At 70.4% G+C, this 11,807-nt stretch carries 10 protein-coding genes; 8 read left to right on the top strand and 2 right to left on the bottom strand.

Going from position 1 to position 11,807, the window contains the following annotated elements; all coding sequences use genetic code 11:
• The first annotated feature begins 32 nt into the window (after positions 1–32).
• From KK097_RS12440 to KK097_RS12430, 3 genes are read left to right on the top strand one after another with little or no spacing between them, the layout of a single operon-like run.
• Positions 33–1,352 (top strand): ABC transporter substrate-binding protein, encoded by a 1,320-nt coding sequence (locus KK097_RS12440; RefSeq protein WP_214529099.1) that lies wholly within the window; start codon positions 33–35, stop codon positions 1,350–1,352.
• The gene (locus KK097_RS18720) at positions 1,349–2,317 is read left to right on the top strand and encodes a carbohydrate ABC transporter permease (RefSeq protein ID WP_214529098.1); all 969 of its coding nucleotides are present in this window, start codon (positions 1,349–1,351) and stop codon (positions 2,315–2,317) included. The genes KK097_RS12440 and KK097_RS18720 overlap by 4 nt, the downstream gene beginning before the upstream one ends.
• The gene (locus tag KK097_RS12430) at positions 2,317–3,165 is read left to right on the top strand and encodes a carbohydrate ABC transporter permease (RefSeq protein WP_250892880.1); all 849 of its coding nucleotides are present in this window, start codon (positions 2,317–2,319) and stop codon (positions 3,163–3,165) included. The genes KK097_RS18720 and KK097_RS12430 overlap by 1 nt, the downstream gene beginning before the upstream one ends.
• A gap of 95 nt (positions 3,166–3,260) precedes the next feature.
• On the opposite strand, the gene KK097_RS12425 is transcribed toward KK097_RS12430, so the two are convergent.
• The gene (locus KK097_RS12425; protein WP_214529097.1) at positions 3,261–3,707 is read right to left on the bottom strand and encodes a MarR family winged helix-turn-helix transcriptional regulator; all 447 of its coding nucleotides are present in this window, start codon (positions 3,705–3,707) and stop codon (positions 3,261–3,263) included.
• A gap of 121 nt (positions 3,708–3,828) precedes the next feature.
• On the opposite strand from KK097_RS12425, the gene KK097_RS18715 reads away from it, so the two are divergent.
• Positions 3,829–4,812 carry an AraC family transcriptional regulator gene (locus KK097_RS18715; protein WP_214545031.1) on the top strand — a complete coding sequence of 328 codons (984 nt, stop codon included), beginning with the start codon at positions 3,829–3,831 and terminating at the stop codon, positions 4,810–4,812.
• A gap of 27 nt (positions 4,813–4,839) precedes the next feature.
• Here the strand turns inward: KK097_RS18715 and KK097_RS12415 are convergent, their stop codons facing one another.
• Complete coding sequence (locus KK097_RS12415; protein WP_214529095.1) at positions 4,840–5,883, bottom strand: LacI family DNA-binding transcriptional regulator; 1,044 nt, start codon at positions 5,881–5,883, stop codon at positions 4,840–4,842.
• Between the two features lie 147 nt (positions 5,884–6,030).
• On the opposite strand from KK097_RS12415, the gene KK097_RS12410 reads away from it, so the two are divergent.
• The 4 genes from KK097_RS12410 to KK097_RS12395 are packed head-to-tail and all read left to right on the top strand — an operon-like array spanning position 6,031 to position 11,778.
• Complete coding sequence (locus KK097_RS12410; protein ID WP_214545030.1) at positions 6,031–7,326, top strand: ABC transporter substrate-binding protein; 1,296 nt, start codon at positions 6,031–6,033, stop codon at positions 7,324–7,326.
• A gap of 2 nt (positions 7,327–7,328) precedes the next feature.
• Positions 7,329–8,351 (top strand): carbohydrate ABC transporter permease, encoded by a 1,023-nt coding sequence (locus tag KK097_RS12405; RefSeq protein ID WP_071405209.1) that lies wholly within the window; start codon positions 7,329–7,331, stop codon positions 8,349–8,351.
• The gene (locus tag KK097_RS12400) at positions 8,351–9,232 is read left to right on the top strand and encodes a carbohydrate ABC transporter permease (protein WP_214529093.1); all 882 of its coding nucleotides are present in this window, start codon (positions 8,351–8,353) and stop codon (positions 9,230–9,232) included. The genes KK097_RS12405 and KK097_RS12400 overlap by 1 nt, the downstream gene beginning before the upstream one ends.
• Positions 9,229–11,778: a beta-xylosidase/alpha-l-arabinosidase gene (locus tag KK097_RS12395; RefSeq protein ID WP_214545029.1), complete on the top strand. Its 2,550-nt coding sequence runs from the start codon at positions 9,229–9,231 to the stop codon at positions 11,776–11,778. The genes KK097_RS12400 and KK097_RS12395 overlap by 4 nt, the downstream gene beginning before the upstream one ends.
• Positions 11,779–11,807: the final 29 nt, after the last annotated feature.

The following is an 11,807-nucleotide window of genomic DNA, read 5'->3' as shown; positions in this document are numbered from 1 at the left end:
AGGTTCGCGGCACCACACGTCAAGGAGGACGGATGGCAATCGACCGGAGGACGTTCATGCTCGGGGGAGCCGGGGTGCTGCTGCTCGCCGGCTGTTCCACCCGACCCGAGCGCACACGGGTCGAGGACTGGCCCACCGAACCGCCCGAGGGCGAGGCGACGATCAGCTGGTGGGCCGGCCAGGTGGCCTCGAAGGACGGCGGTGACCTGCGCCGCCGACTCATCGCGGAGTTCCAGAAGGAGCACCCGAACATCCGCGTCCGGATCGTCAGCGCGCCGAGCGACACCGACACGAACCGCACCAGCCTGACGACCCAGATCGCCGCGGGCAGCAGCACGCCGGACGTGTACCTCGGTGACGTCGCCTGGCCCGGGCAGTTCGCGAAGAACAAGCTCGCCACCCCGGTCAACCAGCTCGTCGGCGAGGACTTCTTCGACCAGTTCCCGGAGGGCCTGCGGCTGGCGGCGAGCGTCGACGGGACCTACTACATGTTCCCGCTCTACATCGACGAGTCGTTCTTCCTGTACCGGAAGGACCTGCTCGCCAAGCACTCCCTGCAGGTGCCGGGGTCGTGGGAAGAGGTCCGCGAGACCGCAGCGAAGCTCGTCGACACCGGTGACGTCTCCTACGGGTTCGCGTTCCAGGGCGACGTGTACGAGGGGCTCACCTGCAACGTCACGGAGTTCGTCGCCGACGCGGGTGGATCGCTGCTCAACGACGACTTGACGAAGCCAGCGACGACGAGCTCCGAGACGAAGCGCGCGTTCGAGTTCATGCGTTCCCTGGTCACGGAGGGCGCGAGTCCGCGGGCCACGCTGACGTACCAGGAGCAGGACACGAACGACGCCTTCTCCGGAGGTCGCGCGGCGTTCCTCCGCAACTGGTCGTACGCGTGGGGGATCGCGAACGGCCCGGACAGCCAGGTCGCCGGCAAGGTCGGGCTCGCCGCCCGGCCGACCTTCGACGGCATGGACGAGCACCACTCGACGATCGGCGGGTGGGGGAACTACATCAACCCGCACACCCAGGAACCCGCGGCGGCACTGACCTTCGCGAGCTGGATGTCGAGCGAGACCGCGCAGCAGTTCCTGACCCGCGAGGGCGGGGTCCTGCCGGCACGCAGCGCCTCGCTCGTGAGCGAGGACGCGAAGCGCCAGAAGCGCCCGACGTACGACACGGCGGCGGGGATCACGCTCGTGCCCCGCCCGACCTCGACCGCGTACTACCCGAAGGTGTCGCAGGGCGTCTACCAGAACGGCAACAGCATCCTCGGCGGACAGGCGTCGGTCGACGGCGGCACGCGCGCGATGGCCTCCGCCATCTCGCTCGCCCTGCAGGGGGCGGCGCTGTGACCGCCGGCACGGCGACACGACCGGCACGGCCTGGAGGCACGGGTCGCGTCGACCCACCACCTCGCCCGACGGGGCGGTCGCGACTCGACCGCATCCGGGCGCGGGGCGCGTGGGGCTTCGCGGCTCCGGCGCTCCTGGTGGTCGCCGCGGTGACGATCTTCCCGGTCGTGTACTCGGTCGTCCTGAGCTTCGCGAACGTCGAGGTCGGGTACGAGGGCTTCACGATCCAGTCGTTCGGGCTCGACAACTACGCCGCCCTGCTGCAGAGCGCCGACTGGTACCGGGCCCTCGGGTTCACCGTGCTCTACACGGTCGTGACGGTGTCGGTCGAGCTCGTGCTCGGCATGCTCGTCGCCCTGGTGCTCGAGCGGCTCGGGGCGACCCGCGGCTGGATGCTCGCGCTCATGCTCATCCCGTGGTCGCTCGTGACCATCGTCAACGCCCAGCTGTGGAAGTACATCTACGACAGCACCTACGGCGTCGCGACGTGGTTCTTCGGGTTGTTCGGGGACGCCCCGGTGATCCTCGGCGAACCGGTGCCCGCGATCACCGGGCTGATGGTCGCTGACATCTGGAAGACGACGCCGTTCGTCGCGATCATCCTGCTCGCCGGACTCGTGCAGATCTCCGAGGACCACTACGAGGCCGCCGAGCTCGACGGTGCGAGCACCTGGCAGACGTTCTGGCGCGTGGTGCTCCCGCAGCTCACCCCGACCCTGACGATCGCGGTGCTGTTCCGCATCCTGCAGGCGTTCGGCGTCTTCGACCTGCCGTTCGTGCTGACGAACGGCGGACCCGGCACCGCCACCCAGTCGCTCGCGATCATGGGCTACAAGGTGCTCTTCCAGGACATCAACATCGGACCGGGCGCGGCGATCGCGACCTCGACCGCGGTCATCGTCGCGGCCGGGTGTCTGCTGTTCCTCCGGGCGTTCCGGAACCAGGCGAAGGGAGGGGACGACTGATGCCCCGTCAACGTGTGCGCAAGGGCTGGCGGAAGTGGGTCAACACCGTCAACGTCAGCGGCGTCGTCATCGCGGTGCTCACGGCGCTGCCGCTCTACTGGCTCGTCACGACGTCGCTCAAGCCGGCGGCCGAGATCGGGCAGTCCCCGCCCACCGTCTGGCCGCGATCGTTCACCTTCGACAACTTCGTGGTGGCCTTCCGCGACAACGCGCTCGGCCAGTACATGGTGAACAGCGTGATCGTGTCGGTGTCGACGACGGTGATCGTGCTCGCGCTGGCGTTCCTCGCCGGCTACGCGCTGGCTGGCCGGTTCATCCGGGGGCGCACGGCGATCATGACCTCGCTGCTCATGCTGTCGGTGTTCCCGGCGATCGCCGTGCTGACGCCGCTGTACCTGCTCGAGCGCAACCTCGGGCTGCTCAACTCGTACCCCGGACTGATCGTGCCGTACGTGGCGTTCAACCTGCCGTTCGCCATCTGGATCATGCGGAACTACCTGCAGGGCATCCCGTCGACGATCGAGGAGGCGTCGGAGATCGACGGTGCCGGGGCGTGGCGGACCGTGCTGTCGGTGATCCTGCCGATGGCCAAACCGGGTCTGTTCACGGTCGGCGTCTTCACCTTCACCGCGTCGTGGAGCGAGTTCCTGATGGCGCTGACGTTCAACAGCGAGAACTCCTTCCGCACGATCCCGGTCGGCATCGCGCTCTTCGGGACGCAGTTCACGGTGCCGTTCGCGCAGATCTTCGCCGCGAGCGTCGCTGCGACGGTGCCGATCGTGATCCTGGTGCTGGTGTTCCGACGCTCGATCGTGTCCGGTCTGACCTCCGGGGCCGTCAAGGGGTGACGTGTGTCCGGCATGCGGAGATAGGTAGAGAACTTACCTAGCTGCGCATGCTGGACATTCGTCCGAGCGCCGCGCTGACCGCCCGTAACCTGCCGTCAGGGGCCCGGAGCGCCGAGGTCGACGGCTGCGACGATGCGGTCGATGATCCGCACGAACCTGGCCCGTTCCCGTTCCGAGAAGGAGGCCATCAGGTCGTGCAGGTGCTTGTTCGTGCCGTCCATCGCGCGCGCGTAGTCGCGGCGGGCAGCATCGGTCAGCTCGATGTACCGGCTCCGGCCGTCGTCGGGGTTCGGGACGCGACTCAGGTGACCGCTCTGCTCGAGCCGGTCCACCATGCCGGTCACCGCCGGCCCGGTGAGCCCCAGGTGCTTCGACAGGTCCTTCACGCGGACCGTCCGTCCGGCTTCCTCGGCGCGCGAGACGAACTGCAGCAGGGTCAGGTCGCCGCCGGAGACGCCGAGCTGGTCCCGCAGACGCCCGCGCAGCTCGGACACCGCGCCCTCGAGCCGGGTCAGCGCCGCGTTGAGATCGACATCGCTCACGACAACGCCCTCTCTGCACGGGTCTCGTCCGGGTCACGATACGCCGCAGTCACCGGCCCAGCGTATCCACATAACGCGAGTCGTCGTACCGAGGTCATCCACATGACGCGATCGGTCCGCCGTGGTTGAGCCGATCGAGTTCCCGCAGCGCACGGCGCGGGCGAACGAGCCGGTGCGGTTCGAGGTCTCCGGCGGCGACCCCGACTCGGCCGCGCGCGACCTCGCCGCCGTCCACGGCGCCGAGCGGTGGTCCGTGCGCCGGATCGACGACGACTTCTCCTACCGGTACACGGCCGTGGGTGACTCCGAGGTGAGCATCCGGCGGTCCCAGCTCCGGGGTGCGGTCCGCGGATCCGTGCCCGCCGGCAGCGACTACGTCGTCACGTGGATCACGAGCGGGACGGCCCAGCTGGACTCGGGCCGCGTCCGCATGGAGCTGCAGCGCGACGTCCCCGTGCTCCTGCCGCCCGAGGACGACTTCGTGTTCGTGGCCGAGGACCACGACCAGCGGCTGGTGCACTTCGGCCGTGACTACGTGCACCGGGTCGCGTTCGAGCACCTCGAGGTCGATGCCGGTCCGCTCCGGTTCGACCCGACCCGTGCACCGGAGCCGGACACCGCGGAGCGCTGGCAGGCTGCGCTCGTCGCGCTGTCCCGCGCGCTCCGCGCCGAGGGGTCCGACTCCGACGCCTGGCAGGAGGCCAAGCGGTCGGCAGCCACCGCCTTCCTCGACACCTTCCCGCCCCTCGCCGACGACCTGCCGGCGGTGCTCGGGCTGCCCCGGAACGCCCGGTTGCGTGCCGCGGTCGAGTACATCAACGCGCACGCCGCCGAGCCGGTCACGGTCCAGGAGCTGTCCGAGGTCGCCGGGCTGAGCGTGCGGTCGGTGCAGGAGTCGTTCCGTCGTGTCTTCGACGTGTCCCCGCTGACATACCTGCGCGAGGTCCGGCTCGACCGTGTGCGCAGCGAGCTGCTCGAGCTCGACCCGCAGGCCGGGGTCGTCGGTGACGTCGCCCGTCGGTGGGGGTTCGCCCACCTCGGCCGGTTCTCGGCCGCCTACGCCGCCCGCTTCGGCGAGTACCCGAAGCAGACGCTGCGCCGCTGACGGCGGTGCACGGGGCCCGGTGCTCGGTCAGCGGCCGGGTGCCGGCCGCTGGGCCGGGCCGGTGCTGGCCCGCACCCGCAGGGTCGTGGGGAGCCGGACGTGGTCCGTCGTCGGCTCACCGCGGAGCATGGTGAGGAGCATCTGCACGGCGTGTGACCCGAGCTCGGCGAGCGGCTGCGACACCGTGGTGAGCGGTGGGGTCGTCGTCGAGGCCTGTGGGACGTCGTCGAAGCCCACGACGGACAGGTCCTCGGGCACGCGGAGCCCGACCTCGGCCGCGGCGCGGAGCACACCGATCGCCGACGAGTCGTTCGCCGCGAACACGGCGGTGGGGCGGTCGTCGAGGGTCAGGAGCTCGCGGGCGACGGCCGCGGACTGGTCCTCCTGGTAGCCGCCGTCGCGTAGTAGGCACTCGTCGACGGGGATGCCCGCGGCCGTCAGCGCCGAGCGGTACCCGGCCGCCCGCAGCTGGGCGGACGCCAGGTCGGCGCGGCCCTGCAGGTGCGCGATGCGGGTGTGCCCGAGCGCGAGCAGGTGTTCGACGGCCTGCACGGCGCCGGCCTCGTTGTCGGCGTCGACGGTGGCGTGGCCCTCTGGCCCGGTGTGCGGGTCGATCGCCACGACGGGGATCGACGAGCTCGAGAGAGCGGTGGTCGGCGTGACCACGATCGCACCGTCGATCAGGGTGCCGGACAGGCGGGACAGCGATCGGCGTTCCCAGCCGGGGCGGTCGGCCCCGGTCATGAGCCCGGCGTAGGCGAGCAGCTCGTACCCGGTGCCGGTGGCCGCCCGCGAGATGCCCCGGAGCAGCTCGGTCGAGAACGGTTCGAACTCGGGCACCAGGATGCCGACGACCCCGGTCCGTGAACTGCGCAGACTCCGGGCGACCAGGGAGGTCTCGTACCCGAGGTCCTCGACGACCTGTTGCACGCGGAGCATCGTGGCGGGGGCGACCCCGTCGCGCTGGTTGATCACCTTGGACACGGTGGGTATCGACACCCCGGCGACCCGTGCCACGTCGCCGATCGTCACCCGGCCGGCACCGGGACGCGTGCCGAGAGCCGAGTCCATCTGCACACCGTACCGCTGCGGGTCGCCGCAATCGGTAAAGAAAACGTTATCGATATCGATTGACATCGGCGCGGAGCACCAGGCATGCTCTCCGCAGCGGCAGTCGATGTCGCTGCATGTCAACGACGACACTTCAGGAGTTCCACGATGACGAGGAAGATCCGTGCCGCGGCAGCCATCGCGCTGATCGGGGCCACAGCACTGGTGGCCAGTGGGTGCTCGGCGGGCAGCGATGCCTCCGAGGACGGCGGGGAGGTCACGATGACCTTCTGGCACAACTCGACCACCGGACCGGGCAAGGCCTACTGGGCCTCGACGGTCAAGGCGTTCGAGGAGAAGTACCCGAACGTCACCATCAAGACCCAGGCGATCCAGAACGAGGACCTGGACGGCAAGCTCCAGACCGCCCTCAACTCCGGCGATGCCCCCGACGTGTTCCTGCAGCGCGGCGGCGGCAAGATGGACGCGATGATCGCTGCCGGGCAGCTCATGGACATCTCCGACTCCATCAGCGCCGACGCGAAGAAGTCCATCAGCGCGGGCACGTTCGCCGGGTACGAGAAGGACGGCAAGACCTACGCCATGCCGGGCGCGGTGCTCCCCGAGGGCATCTGGTACTCGAAGGACCTGTTCGAGGAAGCCGGCATCGAGGGCACGCCCACCACGATGGACGAGCTGAACGACGCGGTCGACAAGCTCAAGGCCAAGGACATCGACCCGGTCGCCGTCGGCGCGAAGGACGCCTGGCCGGCCGCGCACTGGTACTACAACTTCGCGCTCCGCGAGTGCAGCCAGAAGACGCTCGAGGACACGGCGAAGTCGCTGGAGTTCGACGACGCCTGCTGGACCAAGGCCGGCGAGCAGCTCGAGGACTTCAACGCGACCGAGCCGTTCAACAGCGGCTTCCTGACCACCGCCGCACAGCAGGGCGCCGGCAGTTCCGCCGGTCTCCTCGCCAACCACAAGGCGGCCATGGAGCTCATGGGCGCGTGGGACCCGGGCGTGATCGCGTCGCTGACGCCGGACGCCAAGCCGCTGCCCGACCTCGGCTGGTTCCCGTTCCCCGCGATCGACGGTGGCAAGGGTGACCCGAAGTCGATGATGGGTGGTGTCGACGGCAACTCCTGCTCGGCCCAGGCCCCGAAGAAGGCGTGCACGGACTTCCTGAACTTCATCGTGCAGAAGGACAACCAGGAGGGTTACTACAAGGCCTTCAACGCCATCCCGGTCAACAAGGACGCCCAGTCCGTCGTCGACTCGGACTACCTGAAGTCGGCGCTGGCCGCCTACCGGGAGGCCCCGTTCGTCTCGCAGTACCTCGACACCCTGTACGGCCAGAACGTCGGCAACGCGCTGAACACCAGCGTCGTCGACCTGCTCGCCGGCAAGGGCAGCGCGAAGGACATCGTCGAGACCACCAACCAGGCTGCGGCCAAGGGCTGAGCATGACCCTCGACACCTCGCTCGGTACGACTCCGGCCACCGGGTCGGACACGGCCGCGGGGACGTCCCCGGCGGGGAGCGGTTCGCCGCTCCCCGCCGGTCGGCGGACCAAGCGCCGCATCGCGGACTGGCGGAAGCGCGTCGAGATCGCGGTCCTCGCCGGACCCGCGGTCATCGTCTTCGTCACGTTCGTGATCCTGCCCGTGGCGCTCGCCGCCTACTACGGGTTCTTCAAGTGGCAGGGCTACGGCCCGCCCACCGACTTCGTCGGGCTGCAGAACTACCTGATCATCTTCCAGGACAAGGCGTTCCACGCGGTCCTGATGCACAACGGCTTCATCGTCGTGCTCTCCCTGGTGCTGCAGGGGCCGATCGCCATCGTGCTCGCGCTGCTGCTCAACCAGAAGATGCACGGCCGTGGGCTCGTCCGCGTGCTCGTCTTCGTGCCGTACGTCATCTCCGAGGTCATCGTCGGCACCGGGTGGAGCCTGATGCTCCAGTCGAACGGAGCCGTGAACGACCTGTTCCAGAGCATCGGCCTGGGCGGGCTCCGTGCGGACTGGCTGTCGAACCCCGACATCGCCATCTGGACGCTGCTCGTGATCATCTCGTGGAAGTACATCGGCTTCGCGGTGATCCTGTTCCTCGCCGGCCTGCAGAGCATCCCCGAGGAGTTGTTCGAGGCCGCCGCGATCGACGGCGCCGGCTACTGGCAGATCCAGCGGCGCATCACCCTGCCGCTGCTCGGTCCGACCATCCGCATCTGGGCGTTCCTGTCGATCATCGGCTCGCTGCAGCTGTTCGACCTCGTCTACATCATCTGGGGCCAGTACATCGCGTCGACCGCGGGCACCTCGACGATGGCGACGTACATGGTCGCCAACGGCCGCACCTCGGGCAACTTCGGCTTCGGCAGCGCCGTCGCGGTCGTGATGTTCGTGATCTCGCTCGTGGTGGCCCTGATCTACCAGCGCTTCGTGCTCCGTCGCGACACCGCCGGTGCACTCACCGAGAGGAAGAACTGATGGCCACCACGAGCATCGTCGCCCCCGGGCGGCGGGCCATGCGGGATCGTCGGTCCAGTGCCGCGATCGGACGTGCCAACCCGCTGACCTACGTCGTCGCGATCCTGTTCGTCGCCGCGAACCTGGCGCCCGTGCTCTACATCGTGTTGGGCGGCTTCCGGACGAACTCGCAGATCACCACGAGCCCGGCCGGGCTGCCGGCGCCGTTCGAGTTCGGCAACTACGGGTCCGTGCTGTCGAGCGGCATCTTCTGGCAGCAGCTCGGCAACTCCACGATCAGCGCCGTCACGACCACCCTCGGGGTCGTCGTGCTCGGGCTGATGGTGAGCTTCGTGCTCGCCCGCTACCGGTTCGCCGGCCGCGGGGCGCTCTACGCCCTGTTCGCCGCGGGGCTGATGTTCCCGATCACCGTCGCGATCACCCCGCTGTACCTGCTCGTCAAGGACCTCGGTCTGACGAACAGCCTGGCCGGCGTGATCCTGCCGCAGATCGCGTTCGCCCTGCCCACCACCGTGATCATCCTCGTGCCGTTCCTGCGGGCGATCCCGGACGAGCTCGAGGAGGCGGCGTCCATCGACGGTGCCAGTCGCCTCGGGTTCTTCTTCCGGATGGTCGTGCCGCTGTCGCTGCCCGGTGTCGTCACGGTCGGCATCCTGGCGTTCATCGCCAGCTGGAACAGCTACATCCTGCCGCTGTTCATCCTCAACAACGAGGCCGCGTACACCCTGCCGCTCGGGGTCCAGTCGTTCTCGTCGCAGTACTCCGTCGACACCGCCAAGGTGCTCGCGTTCACCTCGATGTCGATGATCCCGGCGCTCGTGTTCTTCACGATCTTCCAGCGCCGCATCGTCGGTGGCCTGACCGGGGCGGTGAAGGGGTGACCGCGACCGACGCGACGCGGACCGCCGGACGCGACCCGCGCCTCCAGGCCGACAGCACGACGGACGCAACAGCCGCGACGGACGCAACCGCGACGGACGCGAGCGCGACGGACGCGACCGCGACCGCGACCACGACCACGACCACGACGGACGCGACCACGGCCCCGGCAGGCCCCCGCGCCGACGCCCTCCTCGCCGAGATGACCCTCGACGAGAAGGTCGCCCAGCTCGTCGGCTACTGGCTCGACCAGAACGGCGTCGTCGCCCCCATGCAGGGCGAGATGGCGGCCGTGCAGCAGGGCAGCTCCCTGGCGGACATCACCCGCGACGGCATCGGCCAGTTCACCCGCGTCTACGGCACCCGCCCCGTCGAACCCGACGAGCGTGCCGCCTGGCTCTGGGCCGAACAGCGCCGCCTGCAGCGCGAGACCCGGCTCGGGATCCCGGCGCTCGTCCACGAGGAGTGCCTCACCGGCCTCGCCGCGTGGAAGGCCGCGACGTTCCCGACGCCGCTGGCGTGGGGTGCGTCGTTCGACCCCGAGCTCGTCGAGCAGGTCGGCGCCGCGATCGGCGCCTCGATGCGCGAGCTCGGCGTGCACCAGGGCCTCGCGCCGGTGCTCGACGTCATCCGCGATCCCCGCTGGGGCCGGGTCGACGAGTGCATCGCCGAGGACCCGTACCTGGTCGGCACCGTCGGTACCGCGTACGTGCGGGGCCTGCAGTCCGCCGGGGTCGACGCGACGCTGAAGCACTTCCTCGGCTACTCGGCCTCGCAGGCGGGGCGGAACCACGCCCCGGCGCACGCCGGAGCCCGCGAGGTCGCCGACGTCTACCTGCCGCCGTTCGAGATGGCGCTCCGCGACGGCGGCGCCCGGAGCGTCATGAACTCGTACGCCGAGATCGACGGCGTGCCCGTCGCGGCGAGCGGCGAGCTGCTCACCGACCTGCTCCGCGACCGGCTCGGCTTCGACGGCACCGTCGTCGCGGACTACTTCTCGGTGGCGTTCCTCGAGGTCATGCACGGCATCGCCGCCGACCGTGGCGAGGCCGCGGCGCTGGCGCTCGAGGCCGGCATCGACGTCGAGCTGCCGACGGGCGACGCGTACCTCGCGCCGCTCGTCGAGCGGGTCCGCACCGGGCAGGTGGACGAGGCCCTCGTCGACCGTGCCGTGCTCCGGGTGCTCCGGCAGAAGGAGCGGCTCGGCTTGCTCGAGCCGGACGCGTTCGCCGAGGACGCCCCCACCGGGATCGACCTCGACACCCCGCTGCACCAGGCGCTCGCGAAGGAGCTGGCGGCGAAGTCGCTCGTGCTGCTGGCCAACGACGGCGTCACCGCCGCCGACGGCACCACCCCCGTCCTCCCGCTCGCCCCAGAGGCCTCGGTCGCCGTCATCGGGCCGAACGCCGACCGCGCCGAGGCACTGCAGGGCTGCTACTCGTTCGCGAACCACGTGCTCGCCTCGCACCCGGACCTGCCGCTCGGCTTCGCGATCCCGACCGTCCGCGAAGCCGTCACCCAGGCCCTCGGCCCGGCGGCGGTCCGATTCGCCGCCGGCTGCGCCGTCACGGGCGACGACCGAGCCGGCTTCGCCGACGCCGTGGCCGTGGCATCCGCCTCGGACGTCGCGGTGGTCGTCGTCGGCGACCAGGCCGGACTGTTCGGACGCGGCACCGTCGGCGAGGGCAACGACACCGAGTCCCTCGACCTGCCCGGCGTGCAGCGCGAGCTGGTCGAGGCGGTCGTCGCGACCGGCACGCCCACCGTGATGGTGCTGCTCACCGGACGGCCCTACGCCATCGGGTGGGCGCTCGACGGCGACCAGCCGCGTCCGGCAGCGGTCGTGCAGGCGTTCTTCCCCGGTGAGGGCGGCGGGCTGGCGATCGCCGACCTGCTCACCGGCGCGGCCGCGCCCTCCGGCCGGCTGCCGCTGTCCCTGCCCCGGTCGGCCGGCGCGCAGCCGTTCACCTACCTGCACCCCCGGCTCGGCGGTCCGTCCGACGTCACCGCCGCGGACTCGACGCCGGTTCGACCGTTCGGCTTCGGCCTCGGCTACACCGACTTCGCGTACGAGGAGCTCGTCGTCGACCAGGAGGTCCGCTCCGACGGGGTCTTCACCGCGTCGGTCACGGTCCGCAACACCGGGTCCCGTGACGGCGAGGACGTCGTGCAGCTCTACGGGCACGACGTGCACGGCAGCGTCACCCGGCCGGAGGTCCAGCTCCTCGGGTACGCGCGGGTCGCGCTCGCCGCGGGGGAGTCCACCCGGGTGCGCTTCCGCGTCCCGGTGCAGCGCTTCGCGTTCACCGACCGCCGGATGCGCAAGGTGGTCGAGCCCGGCGACGTGCAGGTGTGGGTCGCGTCCCACGCGGCGGCGTCACGGCCGGGAGGCCCGGTGGCAGCGGGTGGGATCGTCGCCTCGGGCGACGGGCCGGTCCGACACCCCGTCCCCGGCACCGCCACGGAGCGCGCCACCGTCGCGGTCACGGGCGCCGTGCACGCGGTCACGCCGGACGACCCCCGCCTCGTGGAGTGGTCGCTCGTCTGAACACACGGGTGGTGTCGGCCCTGCCGACA

This window comes from Curtobacterium flaccumfaciens (assembly GCF_018598405.1).
Classification (GTDB): Bacteria; Actinomycetota; Actinomycetes; order Actinomycetales; family Microbacteriaceae; genus Curtobacterium; species Curtobacterium aurantiacum.
The sequence above is the reverse complement of the archived record's forward strand: the minus strand, read 5'-3'. Positions and strand labels throughout refer to the sequence as shown.

Coding starts and splice junctions, on each gene's coding strand:
- KK097_RS12440 (WP_214529099.1), top strand. CDS start 33: ATGGCAATCGACCGGAGGACGTTCATGCTCGGGGGAGCCGGGGTGCTG.
- KK097_RS12430 (WP_250892880.1), top strand. CDS start 2,317: ATGCCCCGTCAACGTGTGCGCAAGGGCTGGCGGAAGTGGGTCAACACC.
- KK097_RS12415 (WP_214529095.1), bottom strand. CDS start 5,883: ATGGACTCGGCTCTCGGCACGCGTCCCGGTGCCGGCCGGGTGACGATC.
- KK097_RS12410 (WP_214545030.1), top strand. CDS start 6,031: ATGACGAGGAAGATCCGTGCCGCGGCAGCCATCGCGCTGATCGGGGCC.
- KK097_RS12405 (WP_071405209.1), top strand. CDS start 7,329: ATGACCCTCGACACCTCGCTCGGTACGACTCCGGCCACCGGGTCGGAC.
- KK097_RS12400 (WP_214529093.1), top strand. CDS start 8,351: ATGGCCACCACGAGCATCGTCGCCCCCGGGCGGCGGGCCATGCGGGAT.